The sequence below is a fragment of the Ectopseudomonas khazarica genome (assembly GCF_017915135.1).
Taxonomy (GTDB): Bacteria; Pseudomonadota; Gammaproteobacteria; order Pseudomonadales; family Pseudomonadaceae; genus Aquipseudomonas; species Aquipseudomonas khazarica.
Genome location: NZ_CP068551.1, coordinates 1,570,877 through 1,591,211 on the forward strand (window position 1 = coordinate 1,570,877; position 20,335 = coordinate 1,591,211).

Sequence of the window (20,335 nt, forward strand, 5' to 3'; positions counted from 1 at the left end):
TCATTCTCCCAGCTTGAAGCCGCTGTTGGGCTTGCGATGGCCGTAGCTGCGTGGCCGCGTGTAGTAGTCGATGGTCGGTGCCGCGAGGTTCATCAGCAGCACCGCGAAGGCCACCGCATCCGGGTAGCCGCCCCAGGTGCGGATCACGTAGACCAGCACGCCGACGCCGATGCCGAACACCAGCCGGCCACGATTGCTGGTGGCGCCGGATACCGGGTCGGTGACGATGAAGAAGGCGCCGAGCATGGTCGCGCCGGTGAGCAGGTGGAACAGCGGCGAGCCATTGGAGTCGGAGCCGCTGCCGTTCCAGAACAGCAGGCTCATGACGAACAGCGCGGCGAGCATGCCCACCGGTGCGTGCCAGGTGAACAGGCGCTTGTGCAGCAGGTACAGGCCGCCGGCGAGGAAGGCCAGGTTGACCGCCTCGCTGCCCGCACCGCCGAAGCGACCGAAGGCCAGGTTGCCGGCGTACAGTTCGTCGATGGTCAGGCTCTTGTTGACCTTCAGGGCGTCGAGTGCGGTGGCCTGCGCCCAGCCGTCGGGCAGGCTGGCCAGGCCGAGGATGTGCTTGATCCCGTCCAGCGCGGCGACGCCGTGCGGTGCGGGCCAGCTGGTCATATCGACGGGGAAGGAAATCAGCACCACCACGTAGCCGACCATGGCCGGGTTGAACGGGTTCTGTCCGAGGCCGCCGTAGAGCTGCTTGCCGAAGCCGATGGCGAAGCCGCAGGCGACCAGCGTCAGCCACCAGGGCGAGTAGGGCGGCAGGGCCACGGCCAGCAGCACGGCGGTGACCAGGGCGCTGTAGTCCTTGAGGAAGAACGCCAGCGGGCGCTTGCGTGCGGCCAGCAGCGCGGCTTCGAAGCCCAGTGCGCAGAGGCTGGCCCAGACCAGATTGAACAGGGTGCCGATGCCGAACAGCCAGGTCAGGGCGAAGATGCCCGGTACGGTGGCCAGCAGCACCTGCAGCATGACCTGCTGGGTGCGGTTGCTGCCCGTGGCGTGGGGCGATGTGATGCGGGGCAGGGCCATCGGCGCTCCTGTTACTGCGTTCGAGTTGATCGCAGTGGGTATTCATTCCCCGGATTGCATCCGGGCTACGGTGGTCTGTGTTGCCCGGATGCTCTGGGCTGTCGTCATGTCGCCCGGATGTCATCCGGGGCGATCGTTACGTCTGGTATTCGGCCAGCTTGCGTTCGGCCTCGGCCAGGCGGCTGCGTGCCTGCTCCAGTGCATCGGCTGCGGCGCTGTCGTCACGTTCGAGCTTGCGCAGGTCCGCGCGGGCGAAGGCGACTTCGGTCTTCAGCGCCTTCTGCTCGGCATCCACGCCGGGGCGCTCGGTGCGCACCAGTTGCGGTGCCGGTTTGTCCGAGTTCTCCTCGGCGGCATGCAGGGCCTGCTCGGCAGCGGCCAGGGCATCGCGCAGCGCTTGCAGCGCGCTTTCGTCGCTGCCGGCCTTCTCGGCCTTCTTCAGTTCGGCGCGCTTCATCGCCAGCTCGATCTTGGCTTTTTTCAGCGCCTCGTCGCCGGCGGGCTTGGCGGCTGCGGCAGGCTTTGGGCTGTCCAGTTCGGTCAGGGCCTTCTCGGCGGCTTCCAGCTGCTGGCGCACGCGGGCGATCTCGGCCTGCTGTTCGTCGTCCGGGCTATCGAGCTTCTCCAGCTTACGCAGCTGGGCCTTTAGCATCGCGGCTTCGATCTTGGCCTTCTTCAGCGCGTCGTCGCCGGCGGGCTTGGCGGCGGCAGCGGGTTTCTCGCTGTCCAGTTCGGCCAAGGCCTTTTCGGCGGCTTCCAGCTGCTGGCGCACGCGGGCGGTCTCGGCCTGCTGTTCGTCGTCCGGGCTGTCGAGCTTCTCCAGCTTGCGCAGCTGGGCCTTGAGCATGGCGGCTTCGATCTTGGCCTTCTTCAGTGCGTCGTCGCCGGCGGGTTTGGCGGCGGCAGCGGGCTTTTCGCTGTCCAGTTCGGCCAGGGTCTTCTCGGCGGCTTCCAGCTGCTGGCGTACACGGGCGATCTCGGCTTGCTGTTCGTCGTCCGGGCTGTCGAGCTTCTCCAGCTTGCGCAGCTGGGCCTTGAGCATGGCGGCTTCGATCTTGGCCTTCTTCAGCGCTTCGTCGCCAGCGGCTTTCGGTGCTGGCGCAGGGGCGGCAGCCTGGGCCTCGGCCAGCGCTTGCTGCGCGGCCTCGGCGGCACGGCGCAGCTCGGCGACCTGCGCCTGCAGCTCGGTGGTGTCGTGGGCGGCCAGTTGTTTCTCCGCCTTCTTCAGCGCGACCTGGGCCATGCTGGCTTCGATCTTGAGTTTCTTCAGCGCCTCGTCCGCTGGCGAGGCTGCTGCTGCCGGAGGCGCTTCGGCCTGCGCCGCCTTGGCGCGCGCGGCTTTCTCGGCGCGGGCCTTGCGTTCGGCTTCCTTCTGCTCCTCGGCGCGGCGCAGGCGTTCCTGGCGTTGCTCGAAGCGCTGCTTGGAATGTTCGGCCTTGAGCTGCTTCTGCTCCAGCTCGCGAATCTCCGCCTTGGCCACGCGGTAGTACTGCACCAGCGGGATGCTCGACGGGCAAACGTAGGCGCAGGCGCCGCATTCGATGCAGTCGAACAGGTTGTGTGCCTTGAGCTGCTCGTGTTCCTGGCCCAGGGCGAAGAAATGCAGCTGCTGCGGCAGCAGGCTGGCCGGACAGGCCTCGGCACATTCGCCACAGCGAATGCAGGGCATGGCGGGCGCTGGCGCCGGCAGTTCCTCGGCGGTGCTGGCGAGCAGGCAGTTGCTGGTCTTGATCAGCGGCACGTCGAGGCTGGGCAGGGTGAAGCCCATCATCGGTCCGCCCATGATCAGGCGATTGAGCCTGCCCTGGTCGAGCCCGGCGAAGGCCAGCAGCTCGCGGACGGGCGTGCCGATCAGCGCCTCGACGTTGCCGGGCCGCGCCAGCGCGGCACCGGTGAGCGTGGTGATGCGCGAGATCAGCGGTTTGCCCAGCAGCACGGCGTCATGGATGGCGACGCAGGTGCCGACGTTCTGGCAGAGGATGCCGATATCGGCCGGCAGCCCACCGCTGGGCACCTCGACGCCGGTGAGGATCTGGATCAGCTGCTTCTCGCCACCGGACGGGTACTTGGTGGGGAACACCCGTACCTGGAAATCGTGCCCGGTGCAGGCGGCCTGCACGGCGGCGGCGGCTTCGGGCTTGTTGTCCTCGATGCCGATCAGCACCTGCTCCGGCTGGATCAGGTGGGCCAGCACGGCGATACCGGCCACCAGTTCGGCGGCGCGCTCGCGCATCAGCACGTCATCGGCGGTGATGTAGGGTTCGCACTCGGTGCCGTTGATGATCAGCGTGTGGATCTTCTGCGTCGGCCGCGCAGTGAGCTTGACCGCCGTGGGGAAGCCGGCGCCACCCAGGCCGTTGATGCCGGCCTCGCGGATCAGCGTCAGCAGTTCGCCGGGCTCCAGGTTGCGGTAGTCGGCGGGGGGCGTCAGTGGCAGCCACTCATCCAGGCCGTCGCTGGCGATGACGATGGCCGGCGCCAGCATGCCGGAGGCATGTGGGTAGGGCTGCTCACCGATGCAGGCGATGGTGCCGGAGGTCGGTGCGTGCAGCGGCACGCTGACGAAGCCGTTGGCCTCGGCGATCTTCTCGCCCTTGCGCACGCGCTGACCGACCATCACGCAGGGCTCGGCGGCGGCGCCGATATGCTGGCCGAGCGGCAGCACCAGGCGCCGGGGCAGGGGCAGCGCCTGGATCGGCGTGCGGTTGGACAGGTCCTTGTGCTCGGCCGGATGGATGCCGCCGGGGATATCCCAGATCTTCATGGGGTCTTTCAGTACGGCGCTCATGCGGCCTGCTCCCGGTCACTGGCGATCAACTGGCCGGGCGCCAGTGGCTTGTCCCATTTCCAGCTCTGCACCGTGCTGCCGACTTCGAGCATGTCGATGCAGTCCACCGGGCAGGGCTCGACGCACAGGTCGCAGCCGGTGCACTCGCTGACGATCACCGTATGCATCTGCCGCGCTGCGCCGACGATGGCGTCCACCGGGCAGGCCTGGATGCATTTGGTGCAGCCGATGCACTCCGCCTCACGAATGAAGGCGACCATCTGCGGCTTCTCGCCTTCCACCGCGTCCAGTGGCTCCGGCTCGACGTCGAGCAGGTCGGCCAGGGCGGCGATGGTCGCCTCGCCACCGGGCGGGCACTTGTTGATCTTGTCGCCGCCGGCGATGGCCTCGGCGTAGGGCTTGCAGCCGGGGTAGCCGCACTGGCCGCACTGGGTCTGCGGCAGCAGGGCGTTGATCTGCTCGGCGATGGGGTCGCCCTCGACGCGAAAGCGCACGGCGGCGAAGCCGAGGATGGCGCCGGCGATCAGGCACAGCGCGAGCAGCGCGGCGATCGCGACCAGGACCAGGCTCATAGCTTGATCAGCCCTGAGAAGCCCATGAACGCCAGCGACATCAGGCCGGCGGTGATCATGCCGATGGCTGCGCCCTGGAAGGACTTGGGCACGTCGGCGATGGCGATGCGCTCACGCATGGCGGCGAACAGCACCAGCACCAGGGAGAAGCCCAGGCCGGCGGCGAAGCCGTTGACGGTGGCGGTGATGAAGGTGAACTCGCTCTTGTTGGCGTTGAGCAGGGCCACGCCGAGCACGATGCAGTTGGTGGTGATCAGCGGCAGGAAGATGCCCAGCACGCGGTACAGCAGGGGGCTGGTCTTGTTCACCACCATCTCGGTGAACTGCACGGTCACGGCAATCACCAGGATGAAGCTGATGGTGCGCAGGAACTCCAGCTCCAGCGGTTTCAGCACGTACTGCTGCACCAAGTAGCTGCACATGGCCGCCAGGGTCAGCACGAAGGTGGTGGCCAGCGACAGGCCGATGGCGGTTTCGATCTTCTTCGACACGCCCATGAACGGGCACAGGCCGAGGAACTGCACCAGCACGAAGTTGTTGACCAGGATGGCGCTGACCATGATCAGGACGAGTTCGGTCATCGGGTTGCCGTCGAATGCGCAAAGGCCTTAGGAAAAGGGCGCCTATTATCGGGAAGCAGCCCTGGCCATACAAGCCGCATGCGGCGAATCGCCTGCACTTGGCGACCATTCGTCACAGCTGGACTCAGTGACGGGTGAGGCGTCGCCACAGTTTGCGCAGGCCGAGGGCCAGGGGGAACAGCACGATGAGGAAGGGCAGGCCATAGCCGATGAACTCGATCAGGTTGGCGGTGCCTTCGGCAAGGTTGTCCTGCAGGCGCGAGAACGCTTCGCCAATGCGCCCCAGGGGCGAACGCTCGTAGGGGCTGCTGAAGCGCAGGGTCAGCAGGTTGGTGTCCAGGCGCCGTTGCTGCTGGGCGGCGTCCTGGGCGATGGCCTGCAGCTGCACGTCCAGAGCGGCCTGTTCACGGGCCAGGGCAAGCAGGTCGGCGACGGCGAGGTCGTCGCGTTTCTCGAATTGCTGCAGGGTGCGCTGCTGGCGCAACAGCTGCTCGTGCTGGCGACGGTTGTCGGCAACCGCCTGGGCCAGGTCCTCGGCATGGGTGGTGCGGCTGGTCAGTTCACCGTCTGCGCTGGCGAGCTGGGTGATGGCCTCGACGCCATCGGGGACGATGCGCAGGGTCAGTTCGCCACGTGGCGCCTGGCCGCTGCTCTGTTGCGCCGTGATCAGGCTGCAGGCGCCGAAGCGCTCGCTCAGGCACGCCTCGCGGGTAGCCGCGATACGCTCGCCGATACGCTCGGCGGGCAGTTCGATGGCCACATGGTGTTCATAGGCCAGGTAGCTGTCGGCCTTGTTGCGTTCGCCCTGCAGGGCGCCGCCCTGCGGCAGGCCCGACGGGTCTGAACAACCCGCCAGGACGAACGCAAGCGTTGCCACCATCCATGGTTTCATCGAGGCCTCCTGACGTGTGGTTTACTTGACGCGCTGGCCCGGCTTGGCGCCGCTGTCCGGGCTGAGCAGGTAGATGTCTTCACCGCCGGGGCCGGCCGCCAGGACCATGCCCTCGCTGATGCCGAACTTCATCTTGCGCGGCGCCAGGTTGGCGACGTACAGGGTCAGGCGGCCTTCCAGCTTGCTCGGGTCCGGGTAGGCGGACTTGATGCCGGAGAACACGTTGCGCTTCTCGTCACCGATATCCAGCGACAGGCGCAGCAGCTTGTCGGCGCCCTCGACGAATTCGCACTTCTCGATCAGCGCGATGCGCAGGTCGACGGCGGCGAAGGCATCGAAGTTGATCTCGGCCGCCAGCGGGTCCTTGGCCAGCTCGCCGTTGCCCTGTGGTTTGGCGGCGTCGGCGGCCAGGTCTTCCTTGGAGGCTTCGGTCATGGCGTCGATCTTCGCTTGTTCGATACGGGTCAGCAGCGGGTTGAACGGGTTCAATTGGTGGTTGGCCAGCGGCAGCGCCAGGTCGGCCCAGGTCTGCGGGGCGACATTGAGGAAGGCCTCGGCGTCGGCGGCCAGTTGCGGCAGCACCGGCTTGAGCATGATCACCAGCTGGCGGAACAGGTTGATGCCCAGGGCGCAGATTTCCTGCACCTCGGCCTGCTTGCCTTCCACCTTGTTCAGGGCCCAGGGGGCCTTGTCGGCGATCCAGGCGTTGGCGCGGTCGGCCAGCGCCATGATCTCGCGCATGGCGCGGGAGAAGTCGCGCGCCTCGTAGGCCTCGGCGATGCTCGGCGCGGCGGCGCGGAAGGCGTTCCACAGCTCCGGCTCGGGGTCGGCGGCGACCAGCAGGCCGCCGTTGCCCTTGTGGATGAAACCGGCGCAGCGGCTGGCGATGTTGACCACCTTGCCGACCAGGTCGGAGTTGACCTTCTGCACGAAGTCCTCGAGGTTCAGGTCGAGGTCATCGACGCCACGGCCCAGCTTGCTGGCGTAGTAGTAGCGCAGGTATTCCGGGTTCAGGTGGTCCAGGTAGGTGCGCGCCTTGATGAAGGTGCCGCGCGACTTGGACATCTTCTGCCCGTTGACGGTCAGGTAGCCGTGCACGTTGACGGCGGTCGGCTTGCGGTAGCCGGCGCCTTCGAGCATGGCTGGCCAGAACAGGGCGTGGAAGTTGACGATGTCCTTGCCGATGAAGTGATACAGCTCGGCGCTGGAATCCTTGCCCCAGAAGGCGTCGAAGTCCAGTTCCGGGCGGCGCGAGCAGAGGTTCTTGAAGCTGGCCATGTAGCCGATCGGCGCATCCAGCCAGACGTAGAAGTACTTGCCCGGCTCATCGGGAATCTCGAAGCCGAAGTAGGGCGCATCGCGGCTGATGTCCCACTCCTGCAGGCCGCCGTCGAGCCATTCGGCGATCTTGTTGGCGACCGCCTCCTGCAGGGCGCCGGAGCGGGTCCACTGCTTGAGCATGGCTTCGAAGTCCGGCAGCTTGAAGAAGAAGTGCTGCGACTCCTTGAGCACTGGGGTGGCGCCGGAGATGGCCGACTTCGGGTTCTTCAGCTCGGTCGGCGAGTAGGTGGCGCCGCATTTCTCGCAGTTGTCGCCGTACTGGTCCTCGGTGCCGCACTTCGGACAGGTGCCCTTGATGAAGCGGTCGGCGAGGAACATGCCCTTCTCGGGGTCGAAGTACTGGGTGACCGCGCGCGTGGCGATGTGGCCCTTGTCGCGCAGCGCCAGGTAGATCGAGGACGACAGCTCGCGGTTCTCTTCCGAGTGGGTCGAGTGGTAGTTGTCGAAGGCCACGCCGAACTCGGCGAAATCGGCCATGTGCTCGGCGCGCACGCCGTCGATCAGTTGCTCGGGCGTGATGCCTTCCTTCTCGGCGCGCAGCATGATGGCCGAGCCGTGGGCGTCGTCGGCACAGACGTAGATGGCCTGGTTGCCGCGCAGTTTCTGGTAGCGCACCCACATGTCGGTCTGTACGTACTCGAGCATGTGGCCGAGGTGGATCGAACCGTTGGCATAGGGGAGGGCGCTGGTAACGAGGATCTTGCGGGCTTCGGTCATGGTGATCGGCTGCACTGGTAAAACGAGGGAAGTCAGCAACTATAAAGCAGCGACAGTCTGCAAGCCACCAGCGACAACGAGCGTCGTTGTTGCTCGCGGCGTGACGCTCGCGGCCCGTGGCTGCTGTTAAGATGACGCCCTGATTTCCTGCCTGCCTTCTGGAGTTCTTGCATGAGTGCCGTCACCCGCGAAGCGGTCGAAGCCTGTCTGCGTCAGTTCACCGACCCCCACCTCGATCAGGACCCGGTCAGCGCCGGCTGTCTGCGTGAGGTCGACATCCAGGGCGGGCGGGTCTCCGTGCGCCTGGAACTCGGTTACGCCGCCGGCCTGTTCAAGAACGGCTGGGCGCAGATGCTGCAGATGGCGCTGGAGAACCTCGACGCCGTCGACAGTGCACGCGTGCAGGTCGATTGCGTGATCGACTCGCACCAGGGGCAGGCCCAGGTGCCGGCCCTGCAAGGGGTGAAGAACGTGATCGCGGTGGCCTCGGGCAAGGGTGGCGTGGGCAAGTCCACCACCGCTGCCAACCTGGCGCTGGCGCTGGCCCGCGAAGGGGCGCGGGTCGGTATTCTCGATGCGGACATCTATGGCCCGAGCCAGGGCATCATGTTCGGCATCGCCGAGGGCACCCGGCCGCTGGTCAAGGAGCAGAAGTGGTTCGTGCCGCTCGAAGCCCATGGCGTGCAGGTGATGTCCATGGCCTTTCTCACCGACGACAGCACGCCGATGGTCTGGCGCGGGCCGATGGTCAGCGGTGCGCTGCTGCAGCTGATCACCCAGACCGCCTGGAATGAGCTCGACTACCTGGTGGTGGACATGCCGCCGGGCACCGGCGACATCCAGCTGACCCTGGCGCAGAAGGTGCCGGTGGCCGGCAGCGTGATCGTCACCACGCCGCAGGACCTGGCCCTGCTGGACGCGCGCAAGGGCGTGGAAATGTTCCGCAAGGTGCACATCCCGGTGCTCGGCGTGGTGGAGAACATGGCCGTGCACATCTGCTCCAACTGCGGCCATGCCGAGCATCTGTTCGGCGAAGGCGGCGGCGAGAAGCTGGCCGCGCAGTACGGCGTCGAGCTGCTGGCATCGCTGCCGCTGTCGATGGCCATCCGCATGCAGGCCGACGACGGCAAGCCGACCACGGTGGCCGATCCGGAAAGCCAGATCGCCATGATCTATCAGGAGCTGGCACGCAAGGTGGGCGCGCGCATCGCCCAGGCCGGCAAGCCGAGCATGCCGAGCATCGAAATCAGTGATGATTGAGAGCGGCTGCGCAGCAGCCATCTGCTGACCCTCTCCCATTCATGGGAGAGGGTGCCCGAAGGGCGGGAGAGGGCGCTCGGCGCAGCGGTTTTGGCTCTCGTGCTTGTCGGCGCATCCCTTCGGGGCGCTGGGGGCAACACTGTAGGTGCTTCCGCAGTGCGGCGCCGCCAGCATCACCCTCTCCCCCAGCCCCTCTCCCGCAAGCGGGAGAGGGTAGCGGCTGTGCCCCCTTGGCTTCGCCCTAGCCACCCTGGGCTGGTGTTTTGTAGGAGCGGCTTCAGCCGCGAATCTCGCGCATCGATCCGCTCCCACAGGGCGTACAAACAGGCACAAAAAAGCCCCGCACTAGGCGGGGCTTTTCAGCAGCTTAAAAGCGCAGATCAACCAACGATCTGAACTTCTTCAGCTTGCATGCCTTTCTGGCCACGGGTAGCCACGAAGGAAACCTGCTGGCCTTCCTTCAGGGTCTTGAAGCCGTCGGCCTGGATGGCTTTGAAGTGAACGAACAGGTCGTCACCGGATTGCGGAGTGATGAAGCCGTAGCCTTTCTCATCGTTGAACCACTTGACGGTGCCAGTCTGACGATTGGACATGTTGATGTCTCCTAACAAAAGTAATAGCAGCCCTGGAAAAGCCCAGGCCGGGACTGAGTGCAACGAGTACTAGGAGTCGGACGATGTTTGGATCGAAATCTGGGCATCTAGTAGCGATTCGCGGTGACACATGCAGCACAGTGGGCACACCATACGTGTTTTTATCGCCAAGTGCGAATGGTCGATGCAGCTTTTTTTGCAAATAATGACCAAGCGCTCGGCGGGCAATCTTTGATGCGTGGCGCGCGCATCGGTAAGATGCGCTCACTTTTTCGTAATCGCCCACTCAGGACCCTTCGCCATGAGCATCAAATCGGACAAGTGGATTCGCCGCATGGCCCAGGAACACGGCATGATCGAGCCCTTCGTCGAGCGCCAGGTGCGTGGCGCCGACGCCAGCCGGGTGATCTCCTACGGTGTCTCCAGCTACGGCTACGACGTGCGCTGCGCGGATGAATTCAAGGTGTTCACCAACATTCACTCCGCCGTGGTAGACCCGAAGAACTTCGACGAGAAGAGCTTCGTCGACATCAAGAGCGACGTCTGCATCATCCCGCCGAACTCCTTCGCCCTGGCCCGCACCGTCGAGTACTTCCGCATTCCGCGTGACGTGCTGACCATCTGCCTGGGCAAGAGCACCTACGCGCGCTGCGGCATCATCGTCAACGTCACGCCGCTGGAGCCGGAATGGGAAGGCCACGTGACCCTGGAGTTCTCCAACACCACCAACCTGCCGGCCAAGATCTACGCCAACGAAGGCGTGGCGCAGATGCTTTTCCTGCAGTCCGATGAGGCCTGCGAGGTCTCCTACCGTGACCGTGGTGGCAAGTACCAGGGCCAGACCGGGGTGACACTGCCCAAGGCCTGATGTTTTCGCAGGCATGAAAAAGCCGGGCGCTTGCCCGGCTTTTTTCTGCCCGTTGCTCAGGGCACCAGAGGCAGCTCACGCTTGTGGCGGGTGTTGTCGTAGGTGCGCACGATAGTGGCATAGGCCTCGTCACTGACGGCCTCGCCATGCAGGAAGGCGTCGATCTCGGCATAGGTCACGCCATGCGCTTCCTCGTCCGGCTTGCCCGGGCGCAGTTCTTCCAGGTCGGCGGTCGGGGTCTTCATCACCAGGTGCTGCGGTGCTCCCAGGTGCCTGGCGATGGCGCGTACCTGGTTTTTCACCAGGCCGGACAGCGGGGCAAGGTCGCAGGCGCCATCGCCGAACTTGGTGAAGAAGCCCATCACCGCCTCGGCTGCGTGGTCAGTGCCGATCACCAGGCCGTTGTTGGCGTTGGCGATGGCGAACTGGGCGACCATGCGGATGCGCGCTTTGACGTTGCCGACGACGAAGTCGCGGCGGGCGTCGCTCAGCTTCTGCAGGTGGGTGACCTGCTCGCCGAGGCCGTTGACCGCCCCGGCAATGTTCACGGTGTCGTCTTCGTCGGCGCGGATGAATTTCAGCGAGTCCTGGGCATCCTGCTCATCGTGCTGAGCGTTGTGCGGCAGGCGCACGGCGATGAAGCGGTAGGCGCTGTCACCGGTTTCCGTGCGCAGTTCCTCGACCGCAAGCTGCGCCAGACGCCCGGCGGTGAGGGAGTCGACGCCACCGCTGATGCCCAGCACCAGCACCTTGAGGCCGGATTGCTTGAGCACGTGCTTGATGAAGGTCTTGCGTCGCTCGATTTCCGCGTTCAGCGCGGCGTCGTCGGCGAACGGCGGCACCACGTCGAGGGCGGCGGCGATTTCGGCTTGGCGGTTGCTCATGTCTGGGTCCTCACTGGGTCACGCGAAAGACGTGTTTCAGGTAGCTGACGAAATTCTCGTCGCGGCATTGGGTCTTGCCGGGCGTGTCGGAAATCTTCGCCACGGGTTGGCCGTTGCAGGCGATCATCTTGATCACGATGTTCATCGGCTCGACGCCGGAGATGTCGCAGGTCAGGTTGGTGCCGACCCCGAAGCTTACGTGGATTCGCCCGGAAAGTGCACGGTAGAGGCGCAGCGACTTCTCCAGGTCGAGCCCGTCGGAGAACACCAGGGTCTTGCTCAGCGGGTCGATGCCGAGCTTCTCGTAGTGGGCGATGGCCTTTTCCGCCCAGACCAGCGGGTCGCCCGAGTCGTGGCGCAGTCCGTCGAACAGCTTGGCGAAGTACAGATCGAAGTCGGCCAGGAAGGCGTCCATGGTGATGCAGTCGGTCAGGGCGATGCCCAGCTGGCCCCGGTACTCGCGGACCCAGCAGTCCAGTGCGGCACTCTGGCTGTCGATCAGGCGCGGGCCGAGCTGCTGGTGGGCCATCAGCCATTCGTGGGCCATGGTGCCGATGGGCTTGAGTTCGAACTCGCGGGCCAGGTGCAGGTTGCTGGTGCCGACGAAGCGCCCGGGGAAGTCGCGCTTGAGGATGCGCACGGCCTGCTCCTGCGCACGGTAGGAGAAGCGCCGGCGGGTGCCGAAGTCGGCGAGCTGGAAACCGGCCAGCTCGTCGTCACTGGCCTCGCTGCGCAACCAGTCGATTTTCTCGTAGAGGCGCTCGGCGGCCTGCTCCAGCACCACTTCGCGGTAGCGATAGCGGTTGCGCACTTCGCTGATGATGGCCAGCAGCGGCACTTCGAAGAGGATCACGTGCAGCCAGGGGCCGCGCAGGCGGATGCTCAGCTGGCCGTCTTCGATGCTGGTGTGCACGTAGCGCAGGTTGAAGCGGAACAAACTGAGGAAGCGGATGAAGTCCGGCTTGATGAACGGAATGCGCTCGAGGAAGGCCAGCTGGTCGACCGTCAGGCTCAGCTCGCTGAGGCGCTCGAACTGGTAGCGAATCTCGGCCAGGTAGGGTGTCAGGTCTTCACTGTTGCGGCAGCGGAACTCCCATTCCACCTCGGCATTGGGGTAGTTGTGCAACACCGCCTGCATCATCGTCAGCTTGTACAGGTCGGTGTCGAGCAGGTTCTGCACGATACGGTCGGCGAAAATGCTGTCGCTCATCCTTGGGTCTCCAGAGTCAGGATCGCATCCAGCTCTTCCTGGCTGGCGGCGAGGGTAATGCCGGCGTCGTTCATCGCGCGGCAGGCCGGCACGGCCGTTTCTTCGGCGATGGCGCGGCAGGCGGGCAGGTAGACGATCACCTCGAAGCCTGCACGGCGCAGTTGCAGCGCGGTGGTCTTGACGCAGTAATCCAGCGCCAGGCCGCCGACCAGTACACGCTCGACGCCATTGTGCTGGAGAAACTCGATCACGCCCGTGCTGCGCTTCTCGGCCAGGTCGTGGTAGCAGGCGCCGTAGGGGTGCAGGTCCGGTTCCACGCCTTTCCACACGAAGTAGTCATAGTCCAGCGGCGCGGGCAGGCCGTCGAGCAGTTCGAAGCCGGGGGTGCCAGGTACGCAGTGGCTGACCCAGGTCAGGTCGGCATTGGCCAGGGGCAGGGGGCGCAGCATCTCCGCGTGGCTGTCGACGACCCAGGCGGCCTGCGGGCTGTGCGCATCCTTGCTGCCGATGCGCAGCTGCGCCCGTGCGGCCAGCTGATTGAGCGCCGGCACGATGGCATCGCCCTCGGGCACCGGCAGCTCGTTGGGGCACAGCGGGGTGAAGCCTTTCTGGGCATCGACGTCGAAGCTGGCGATCTTCATGGTGTGCCTCCTTTCTGCGTGTAAGTGACTACATATTCCATCTGATGAAATATGTAGTCAAGCGTTTATCTGATTTTCCGCGTGAAAAAAGCCGCCTTATTGGTCAAGATGAAATAAGTACACGGAGGAGCAGGTGACAGGATGAGTGCAGTGGAGGTTCTTGCCGGGGTCGATATCGTGGCGTTGCGTCTGAGTGAGGCAGGGGCGCTGCAGGTGTTGTTGATTCGCCGTCAGCGTGAGCCTTATGCGGGGCAGTGGGCGTTGCCCGGTGTGCTGGTCAATGGTCGCTGCGTCGATGCCAGCCTGGATGCCGCCGCCGAGCGGGCGCTGGCGGACAAGGCGCGGCTGCGGCCGCACTACCTGGAGCAGGTGGCGACGGTCGGCAATGGCGTGCGCGACCCGCGTGGCTGGTCGCTGAGCACCTGCTACCTGGCACTGCTGGCGGCGGACGTCGAGCCGGAAGACGACGACCTGCGTTTCGTCGACCTGCAGGCGGTCCTCAGCGGGCAGCAGGCGTTGCCCTTCGATCATGCGCAGCTGGTGCGCCTGGCCGCCGAACGCCTGCAGGGCAAATCGGTATACAGCTCGTTGCCGCTGTACCTGCTGGTATCACGCTTCACCGTGACCGAGGCACTGGCGGCGTTTCAGGCCTGCCTGGGCGAGCCGGTGCAGCACACCACCCTGCGTGGGCGTCTGGAGCGGATGAAGGCGCAGGGCTGGATCGCCGATACCGGCGAGAAGAACTACCCGAAGATGGGGCGGCCACAGCATCTGCTGGAACATCGTCCGCAGGCGGGAGAGGCCTTCATCTTCGACCGCAGCCTGCTGGCGTAGAGGGTTTGCCTGATTGCGGGCAAAAAAATAGGTTCATCGCGCTTTCCCGGGGAAGGCGGCCTTGATTTTCAGGAAGAAGTAGTCAGAGTCCCGGAAGCCATAGGCCATCCGCTTGATCACCTTGATGCGGTTGTTCACGCCTTCCAGGACGCTGGTGTGCAGGGGGAAGCGGGCGCTTGCGAGGATGCCACGGGCGTATTTGCGCAGATTCCGGGCAAAGCGTTGGAGCGGCGCCAGACCGCTGTCCCGAGCATGCCGCAGCCAACTTCGCCAGCGCCGCCAGCCCTCCCGCACATTGGGGGCGTACCAGACTTCCTTTAACGCATCCTTGAGCACGTAGACCGTGGCCAATGGCTGGTTGGCGGCGAGCAACTCTTGCAACTGCACGGCTTGGCCGTCCTTCAGGTTTTCGCGATTGCGCAGCAACAGCCAGCGGCTCTGCTTGACCACCTTGCGTGCCGGTTTGTCATCGCGCAGGAGATTGGCCTGGTCGACGCGGATACGGTCGATCACCTCACGCCCGTAGCGCGCCACCACATGGAACAGGTCGTACACCACTTCGGCTTGAGGGCAGTGCCGCTTCACCTCCAAATCGAAGGCGGTGTTCATGTCCATCGCCACCGCTTCGATCCGTTGGCAGCGCTCGCCCAGTAACTCAAAGAATGGGCGGATCGCCTCGCGGCTGTTGCCATGACCGACCCATAGCACCCGCGTGCGCTCGGCATCCATGATCACCGTGGCGTAGCGATGGCCTTTGTGCAGGGCGAACTCGTCCATCACCAGGCAACGCACATCACCCGGCTCGAAGGTGCCGACGGCGGCATCCAGCCGACGTTTGTCGAGTTGCTTGAGCGTGTGCCAGTGTATGCCGGTGAGGCGGCTGACGTGGCTGATCGGCAGCAGTTGCAGCAAAGCCTCGAGCCAGGCCTGCAAGCGCCGCGTCAGACGTGACGCCGGCTCCAGCCAGGCGATCCGCTCGGTCACCCGCCCACAGCGCAGGCAGTCAACGCGGCGCACAGGCACCTGGAGCAGAACGCGCTGATCCAACAAATCCCGATCGCGTATCCGACGCAGTCGGCGCTCGTGGATCAGCGGACAAGCTTGGCCGCAGCGCCCACATTCGGGGATGGCGTCGGCTTGAGGCTTGAGTTCGATCAACAGGATGTTGTCGGCAGAGGGGCGACAGGCGACGACTGCGTAGCCTGGCCAGAACTGGGCAAGATCAATAGGATGCACGGTGGCAGCAGGGCGTGGGGGTTGGTTCGTTTGGCGACTGCCAATTTACCCACTTCCCTGACTGTCAATGCGCTCTTCCCCCAGACTCCGCGAAGAACCAAAAAATAGGCGCCAGGGGCGCCAGGGGAGCATTTCAATCGATGCACAGGTTCAGAGCCTGCTTCGAGCGAGAAGTTCAATCCACTGATGCAGAAATGCCATCTTTTTTTCTGCAGGCAAAAGAAAAGGCGCCAGGGGCGCCTCAAATCGATGATCTATGGAGTAAGTCGATTACTCAGAGTCTGGCGCTGAGGAAAAGGTTCAGTGCCCGCCGACGAACGGTCATCACTTGCCCGGCATCAGCAGCAGACGCTGGCTGCCATAGACCTTGTCCAGGTTCTGCGCCTTGAACGGGAAGCTCATGTAGCCGCCCTTGAGCCAGGCCTCGATGCCATCGGCGTAGTGCGGGCTGGCCGGGTTGCCGGACTGCCCCGAACTGTTGACGCCGATCAGCGGCTCATCGGCGGAAAAGTCGACGACGATGCGCATGGCCGGGATCAGGAAGGTAGTGAAGTCCTGACCCCAGGGGTAGGCCGCGACGTTCAGGGTGCCGTGGTCACCACCGGCCGGGTAGGGACCGCGATCCAGGTAGCCTTTGAGGGCGTTGATGCTGGTGCGCTGGCTGGCGCTCATGTAGGGCGCCAGGCGTGTGGTGTCGGTGACCCATTCGTAGGTGTGCAGCTTGCCCCACTGCCAGTTGCGGCGTTCGCTACCCAGGCGGCTTTCCAGCAGCGTGATGCTGGCGGCCAGGCTGCGCGCCAGGATGGCCGGCTTGTCTTCCTTCTGCGGGGTGCGGATGTCATCCCAGAACGGGCTGTCAGGACGGCCGAGCAGGTGGTCGGCCTGCGCCGAATAGGACAGGTTGGCGGTTTCCACCAGGGCCTGCCAGGCCGGATTGTCTTCCGGGCCCAGCTCGTCGAGGAAGGTCTGCCGGGCGCTCTCCTGCATGAATGCACCGTAGACGGCCGCATCGGCCGAGCTGGCGGTGAGCTTGCCGTCGAAGGCCAGCAGGCGCCGCAGCGCTTCATCGGCGCGCTCGCGCTGGCCGCTGGGCAGCGCGGCGATCGCCTGGCGCAGCGGCTCGTGCATGGACGGGTCGTTGAACATCGCCTGCAGCTTGGCGACGAACGGGGAACTCTGGTCGTACTGCATGGCGATCATGCTGCGGCCATCGTGACGGCCGTTGCCTGCCAGCTCGGCGATGCGCTCGGCGCGTTCCGGGTAGAACCAGGAACTGGACAGCTGCATGCCATAGCCGGGTTCGACGCTGCGCTGGTTGGCGGTGCCCAGCCAGCCTTGCGGCGGGTCCTGGTCGTAGGGATGCAGCATCGGATCGGCGTAGCCGTCCCAGGCGTAACGCTGGTCCCAGCCGGGGGAGGGCAGCAGGCCACGGCCTTCGCGCCGGTTCGGGTAGCGACCGGTGACCTGCCAGCCGATGTGCTGGGCATCGGCGAAGACGATGTTCAGCGGCATCGCGCGGATTTCCCGGGTGGCTTCGAAGGCGGCATCCACCGACTGCGCACGGGACAGGTCGAAGAAGGCGTCGAGGCTCTTGTCGCGCTCGAACTGGGTGGTCTTCAGGGCCAGGCCGTAGCCAGTCTGCAAGGGCAGGGGCTGCAGCATGTGCTTGCGCTCGCCCAGTACCGAGTTGAGCAGCGGGCCGTTGCGAGTCTCGTACAGGGTTTCGCGGATGGGGCGCTGGCCCTTGATGAAGAAGGTCTCCTGGCGCTCCATCACCGGCAGCCACTGGCCGTCGGCTTGGTACATCAGGCGACTGCCCTCGCGCTTGATGCGTTCGAGGTAGATGTCCTGGTTGTCGCCCATGACCATGGTCATGCCCCAGGCCAGCTTGCCGTTGTACCCGGCCACCACGGCCGGCACGCCGGCCAGCGAAACACCGGCGGCCTGGTACTTGGGCGAGCGGATCTGCACGAAATTCCACAGCGACGGCATGCTCAGCGGCAGGTGCGTGTCGTTGGCCAGCAGGCTCTTGCCGCCACGGCTGCGTTCGGGGGCGATGGCCCAGTTGTTCGAGGCCGCGACACCCAGCATGTGCTGCTCGGCGATCTGCGCGGCGCTGCGGGCGATCGCCTGCAGACCGGGCAGCTGGCCCTTGAGATCGAGACCGGCGAGTTTCTCCGCTTCGGCGAAGGGCAGCGGCTCATCCGGGTAGATCGGCAGCAGCCAGGGCAGCTTGTCGACGCCGACCTGCTGGGCCATCGTCAGCGCGGCGATCTCCTCCTGCAGGTTCACCGACAGGCCGAAGTTCAGCAGGCAGAACAGCAGCACCGAGTCCTCGGGTTTCCAGTACTCGGGGCGATAGCCGGATTCCGCCAGGTCCATCGGCAGGCGGTCGCGGTAGCGGAACAGGTAGGCATTGACGCCGCGTGCATAGACCTCGAAGAAGCGTTTCAGGCGCGGCGAGGCGTCGGCATAGAGCAGCTCGGCGCTCTTCCTGAGGTTGACTGCACGCATGAAGCGGTCCATCTCCAGCACGCCCGGGCCGGCCATTTCCGACAGGCGACCCTGGGCCAGCAGGCGCATGCCGACCATCTGGCTGAGGCGGTCGCCGGCGTGCACGTAGCCCAGGGTGAACAGCGCGTCGTGAAAGGTGCCCGACTCGATCAGCGGCATGCCGAGGGCATTGCGCCGCACCGATGCGCTTTCCGCCACGCCCTGGATGCGCTCGATGCCGCGGGTCGGCGGCACGCTGTCGGCATAGCGGCTGTTGAGCAGTGACTGGCAGCCACCGAGCGTGGTCAGGGATGCGGCAAGGGTCAGGCGGGCCAGCGTGCGCATGGCGGATATCCTTGGACAGGGGATGAGGCCGGTCGGGTGTCGACCGGCCACGAAGTCGCCAAGGTAAAGAGGCCGTTGCGACCTGGCAAGAGGGCTCAGGCGTTCGGCTGAGCGCGCTTGAGCCCGTCATCGAGCAGCCAGCGCGCGGCCGTGCGGGCGGCGGCCTTGTGCTGCAGCTCCAGCTCGTTGAAACGCTTCTCGAAGCGCCGCCGCTGCTCCTTGTCCAGCGCCTTCCAGGCCGCATGGGTCGGTACGTCGGTGGTCGCCTCGAAGAGCAGGTGGAACACCTGGCAGCGGCTGTCGTTGCTGAGGTCGCTGTCGTAGTTGTCGAGCAGCACCTTGATGCGGATGGCGCCCTCGATCAGCGGCAGCTGCTCGTCGAGCAGGCTGCTGGCGAGGATGTTCAGGTCACCACCGAGGCGCTCCTGGCGTTCCTGGCGAGCCTCCTCCTGGGCCTGTTGCCGGGCCCAGACGCGGCGCCAGAGGTGCCAGGCATAGGCGGCCAGGGCGGCGATCAGCAGCAGGCCGGCGAGCAGCAGGGACAGGGTCACGGCGTGCATGCCCGGCTCAGGCGCCGTGGCACTTCTTGAACTTCTTCTGACTGCCGCAGGGGCAGGGATCGTTGCGGCCGACGTCCTTCAGGGCGTTGCGTACCGGCTCCTGATGGCCGTGGTTGCAATGCGGGCCGTGGACATGGCCATGGTCGTGGTGATCATGGTCATGGTTGCAGTCAGGGCCGTGGACGTGGGGTTGGTTGCTCATGAGGGTTACTCCGGGATGAAATCGCCGGGAATTATCTCGCCATTGCGCGACATGTGCACGCTGCGGCTGAAGAGCATGCCGGTCTTCACTTCACCCTTGAGGCTGTAGCGGATCGGCTGGTCGGGTTTTTCCAGCATCTTCACCACCTGGCGGACATGGCGCCACAGGTTGGTGCGCACCGGCACGTCGAAGCTGTGATGACCATTGGCGGGCACGGTGAACCACTCACTGGCGGAACCGTCGGCCAGGGGAATGTCGTTGAGGGTGACCGCGTATTCCAGACCGCGTACCGGCAGGCTGACGCTGTTGGGATTGTCGATGCGAAAGCGCAGGAGGAACTCTTGTTCGAGCAGCCTGGCCTTGATTACGTCCACCTTGATGAGTCGGACATCCGGGTCCTTGAATCCACCCGTCATCCAGGTGGAGCATCCTGCGAGGCCTGAAGCAAGGCCAAAAAACATCAGTAGGCTGATAATTCTTATCATTTGCGCCTGAGAAAACATTTCATACCCCCATTGCGGCTCAGTGTAACAAGCAAGCGCTTGGCTGCAACTGGGGTGAGTCATTATTTTCAAGGAGATACCGCCGTTGCCCGTTGAACATTTGTAAAGCGTGATGCACGGATGAGAAGCCGGCAGTGTCAGCGCAAAACAACCTGCGCCATACTGAGTCGTGAATAGGACAGGAGTGTGACCATGAGTCGCTACGAGATCGCCTTCTCCGGGCAGTTGGTGCCGGGGGCGCAACTGGAGCTGGTCAAGGCCAACATGGCCAAGTTGTTCCAGGCCGATGCCCAGCGGATCGCCCAGCTGTTTTCCGGGCGTCGCATCGTGATCAAGAACAACCTCGACGCTGCGGCGGCGGAGAAGTACCGATCGACCCTGGAGCGGGCGGGGGCCCGTGTCGAAGTGATCGACATGGATATGCCGATCGAGGAAGTCGAACTGGCTCCACCACCACCCGCCGAACCGGCACCTGCGGCACCTGCGGCACCTGCTGCGGCAGCGGCGTCCGGCGGGGCCACGGCGGGGCGGCTGCAGGTGGCGCCGCGTGACGAATACATGGCGGCGTTCAGCGAAGTGGATGCCCCGGACTTCGGTATCGCCCCGGTCGGGGCGGACCTGCAGGACGCCAAGCCGGATGCCGAGGCGCCGCGCGTGGACCTGTCGCAGTTCAGCCTGGCGCCGGTGGGCAGTGACATGGGGCAGGCCAAGGCCGACGCGGCGGCGCCACCGCCTGATACGTCACACCTCAAGCTGCAGGAATGAAGAAATGGGCCCGCATGT

19 protein-coding genes are annotated in these 20,335 nt (G+C 65.2%); 4 read left to right on the forward strand and 15 right to left on the reverse strand.

Features of this window, described 5'->3' with window-relative positions:
- The 6 genes from JLK41_RS07280 to metG all read right to left on the reverse strand — a co-directional run bounded on the left by JLK41_RS07280 (position 1) and on the right by metG (position 7,923).
- Positions 1 to 1,032, reverse strand: coding sequence for an RnfABCDGE type electron transport complex subunit D (locus JLK41_RS07280; protein WP_037055498.1), 1,032 nt, complete (start codon positions 1,030 to 1,032; stop codon positions 1 to 3).
- A 136-nt stretch (positions 1,033 to 1,168) separates the two neighbouring features.
- A complete protein-coding gene (rsxC, locus tag JLK41_RS07285; protein ID WP_244976482.1) occupies positions 1,169 to 3,820 on the reverse strand; it encodes an electron transport complex subunit RsxC in 2,652 nt (883 codons plus the stop codon).
- A complete protein-coding gene (rsxB, locus tag JLK41_RS07290) occupies positions 3,817 to 4,392 on the reverse strand; it encodes an electron transport complex subunit RsxB (RefSeq protein ID WP_134676336.1) in 576 nt (191 codons plus the stop codon). Before rsxB ends, rsxC begins: the two co-directional genes overlap by 4 nt.
- Positions 4,389 to 4,973, reverse strand: a complete 585-nt coding sequence (rsxA, locus tag JLK41_RS07295) for an electron transport complex subunit RsxA (protein WP_210390674.1) — start codon at positions 4,971 to 4,973, stop codon at positions 4,389 to 4,391. The genes rsxB and rsxA overlap by 4 nt, the downstream gene beginning before the upstream one ends.
- 124 nt (positions 4,974 to 5,097) lie before the next feature.
- On the reverse strand, positions 5,098 to 5,865 hold the full coding sequence (locus JLK41_RS07300; RefSeq protein ID WP_210390675.1) for a DUF4349 domain-containing protein: 768 nt from the start codon (positions 5,863 to 5,865) through the stop codon (positions 5,098 to 5,100).
- A 21-nt stretch (positions 5,866 to 5,886) separates the two neighbouring features.
- Positions 5,887 to 7,923, reverse strand: coding sequence for a methionine--tRNA ligase (gene metG / locus JLK41_RS07305; protein WP_210390676.1), 2,037 nt, complete (start codon positions 7,921 to 7,923; stop codon positions 5,887 to 5,889).
- Between the two features lie 171 nt (positions 7,924 to 8,094).
- Between metG and apbC the strand changes: the two genes are divergently transcribed.
- Entirely contained in the window at positions 8,095 to 9,183 is a 1,089-nt protein-coding gene (gene apbC / locus JLK41_RS07310) for an iron-sulfur cluster carrier protein ApbC (RefSeq protein WP_037049102.1), read from the forward strand.
- 380 nt (positions 9,184 to 9,563) lie between these two features.
- Here apbC and JLK41_RS07315 read toward each other — a convergent pair whose 3' ends face one another.
- The gene (locus JLK41_RS07315) at positions 9,564 to 9,776 is read right to left on the reverse strand and encodes a cold-shock protein (RefSeq protein ID WP_037049100.1); all 213 of its coding nucleotides are present in this window, start codon (positions 9,774 to 9,776) and stop codon (positions 9,564 to 9,566) included.
- Between the two features lie 301 nt (positions 9,777 to 10,077).
- Here JLK41_RS07315 and dcd point away from each other — a divergent pair, with 301 nt between their 5' ends.
- Entirely contained in the window at positions 10,078 to 10,644 is a 567-nt protein-coding gene (gene dcd / locus JLK41_RS07320; RefSeq protein ID WP_013714599.1) for a dCTP deaminase, read from the forward strand.
- Positions 10,645 to 10,700: 56 nt separating this feature from the next.
- Here the strand turns inward: dcd and nadE are convergent, their stop codons facing one another.
- Genes nadE through JLK41_RS07335 form a run of 3 tightly spaced genes read right to left on the reverse strand, consistent with a single transcriptional unit; the run spans position 10,701 to position 13,379 of the window.
- Complete coding sequence (nadE, locus tag JLK41_RS07325) at positions 10,701 to 11,528, reverse strand: ammonia-dependent NAD(+) synthetase (RefSeq protein WP_210390677.1); 828 nt, start codon at positions 11,526 to 11,528, stop codon at positions 10,701 to 10,703.
- Between the two features lie 10 nt (positions 11,529 to 11,538).
- Positions 11,539 to 12,738, reverse strand: a complete 1,200-nt coding sequence (gene pncB, locus JLK41_RS07330; protein ID WP_210390678.1) for a nicotinate phosphoribosyltransferase — start codon at positions 12,736 to 12,738, stop codon at positions 11,539 to 11,541.
- Positions 12,735 to 13,379 carry a nicotinamidase gene (locus JLK41_RS07335; RefSeq protein ID WP_210390679.1) on the reverse strand — a complete coding sequence of 215 codons (645 nt, stop codon included), beginning with the start codon at positions 13,377 to 13,379 and terminating at the stop codon, positions 12,735 to 12,737. The genes pncB and JLK41_RS07335 overlap by 4 nt, the downstream gene beginning before the upstream one ends.
- A 141-nt stretch (positions 13,380 to 13,520) precedes the next feature.
- Between JLK41_RS07335 and JLK41_RS07340 the strand changes: the two genes are divergently transcribed.
- Positions 13,521 to 14,213, forward strand: coding sequence for an NUDIX hydrolase (locus JLK41_RS07340; RefSeq protein ID WP_037049091.1), 693 nt, complete (start codon positions 13,521 to 13,523; stop codon positions 14,211 to 14,213).
- 33 nt (positions 14,214 to 14,246) lie between these two features.
- Here JLK41_RS07340 and JLK41_RS07345 read toward each other — a convergent pair whose 3' ends face one another.
- The 5 genes from JLK41_RS07345 to JLK41_RS07365 form a co-directional block, all read right to left on the reverse strand.
- Positions 14,247 to 15,449, reverse strand: a complete 1,203-nt coding sequence (locus tag JLK41_RS07345) for an ISL3 family transposase (RefSeq protein WP_179553486.1) — start codon at positions 15,447 to 15,449, stop codon at positions 14,247 to 14,249.
- Positions 15,450 to 15,773: 324 nt separating this feature from the next.
- Positions 15,774 to 18,287, reverse strand: a complete 2,514-nt coding sequence (locus JLK41_RS07350; protein WP_210390680.1) for a penicillin acylase family protein — start codon at positions 18,285 to 18,287, stop codon at positions 15,774 to 15,776.
- Positions 18,288 to 18,382: 95 nt separating this feature from the next.
- The gene (locus JLK41_RS07355; RefSeq protein ID WP_037049082.1) at positions 18,383 to 18,847 is read right to left on the reverse strand and encodes a DUF2489 domain-containing protein; all 465 of its coding nucleotides are present in this window, start codon (positions 18,845 to 18,847) and stop codon (positions 18,383 to 18,385) included.
- A gap of 7 nt (positions 18,848 to 18,854) precedes the next feature.
- Positions 18,855 to 19,049: an SEC-C metal-binding domain-containing protein gene (locus JLK41_RS07360; RefSeq protein WP_037049080.1), complete on the reverse strand. Its 195-nt coding sequence runs from the start codon at positions 19,047 to 19,049 to the stop codon at positions 18,855 to 18,857.
- A 5-nt stretch (positions 19,050 to 19,054) separates the two neighbouring features.
- Positions 19,055 to 19,552 carry an LEA/WHy family protein gene (locus JLK41_RS07365; protein WP_080756995.1) on the reverse strand — a complete coding sequence of 166 codons (498 nt, stop codon included), beginning with the start codon at positions 19,550 to 19,552 and terminating at the stop codon, positions 19,055 to 19,057.
- Between the two features lie 192 nt (positions 19,553 to 19,744).
- On the opposite strand from JLK41_RS07365, the gene JLK41_RS07370 reads away from it, so the two are divergent.
- Positions 19,745 to 20,317, forward strand: a complete 573-nt coding sequence (locus tag JLK41_RS07370; RefSeq protein WP_037049073.1) for a hypothetical protein — start codon at positions 19,745 to 19,747, stop codon at positions 20,315 to 20,317.
- Positions 20,318 to 20,335: the final 18 nt, after the last annotated feature.

What these genes read in the sequence shown, in the direction of transcription:
- JLK41_RS07360 (WP_037049080.1), bottom strand. Translation starts at nt 19,049, where the DNA reads ATGAGCAACCAACCCCACGTCCACGGCCCTGACTGCAACCATGACCAT.
- JLK41_RS07300 (WP_210390675.1), bottom strand. Translation starts at nt 5,865, where the DNA reads ATGAAACCATGGATGGTGGCAACGCTTGCGTTCGTCCTGGCGGGTTGT.
- JLK41_RS07315 (WP_037049100.1), bottom strand. Translation starts at nt 9,776, where the DNA reads ATGTCCAATCGTCAGACTGGCACCGTCAAGTGGTTCAACGATGAGAAA.
- nadE (WP_210390677.1), bottom strand. Translation starts at nt 11,528, where the DNA reads ATGAGCAACCGCCAAGCCGAAATCGCCGCCGCCCTCGACGTGGTGCCG.
- JLK41_RS07365 (WP_080756995.1), bottom strand. Translation starts at nt 19,552, where the DNA reads ATGTTTTCTCAGGCGCAAATGATAAGAATTATCAGCCTACTGATGTTT.
- rsxB (WP_134676336.1), bottom strand. Translation starts at nt 4,392, where the DNA reads ATGAGCCTGGTCCTGGTCGCGATCGCCGCGCTGCTCGCGCTGTGCCTG.
- JLK41_RS07335 (WP_210390679.1), bottom strand. Translation starts at nt 13,379, where the DNA reads ATGAAGATCGCCAGCTTCGACGTCGATGCCCAGAAAGGCTTCACCCCG.
- pncB (WP_210390678.1), bottom strand. Translation starts at nt 12,738, where the DNA reads ATGAGCGACAGCATTTTCGCCGACCGTATCGTGCAGAACCTGCTCGAC.
- rsxC (WP_244976482.1), bottom strand. Translation starts at nt 3,820, where the DNA reads ATGAGCGCCGTACTGAAAGACCCCATGAAGATCTGGGATATCCCCGGC.
- rsxA (WP_210390674.1), bottom strand. Translation starts at nt 4,973, where the DNA reads ATGACCGAACTCGTCCTGATCATGGTCAGCGCCATCCTGGTCAACAAC.
- JLK41_RS07280 (WP_037055498.1), bottom strand. Translation starts at nt 1,032, where the DNA reads ATGGCCCTGCCCCGCATCACATCGCCCCACGCCACGGGCAGCAACCGC.
- JLK41_RS07350 (WP_210390680.1), bottom strand. Translation starts at nt 18,287, where the DNA reads ATGCGCACGCTGGCCCGCCTGACCCTTGCCGCATCCCTGACCACGCTC.
- JLK41_RS07355 (WP_037049082.1), bottom strand. Translation starts at nt 18,847, where the DNA reads ATGCACGCCGTGACCCTGTCCCTGCTGCTCGCCGGCCTGCTGCTGATC.
- dcd (WP_013714599.1), top strand. Translation starts at nt 10,078, where the DNA reads ATGAGCATCAAATCGGACAAGTGGATTCGCCGCATGGCCCAGGAACAC.
- metG (WP_210390676.1), bottom strand. Translation starts at nt 7,923, where the DNA reads ATGACCGAAGCCCGCAAGATCCTCGTTACCAGCGCCCTCCCCTATGCC.
- JLK41_RS07370 (WP_037049073.1), top strand. Translation starts at nt 19,745, where the DNA reads ATGAGTCGCTACGAGATCGCCTTCTCCGGGCAGTTGGTGCCGGGGGCG.
- JLK41_RS07340 (WP_037049091.1), top strand. Translation starts at nt 13,521, where the DNA reads ATGAGTGCAGTGGAGGTTCTTGCCGGGGTCGATATCGTGGCGTTGCGT.
- apbC (WP_037049102.1), top strand. Translation starts at nt 8,095, where the DNA reads ATGAGTGCCGTCACCCGCGAAGCGGTCGAAGCCTGTCTGCGTCAGTTC.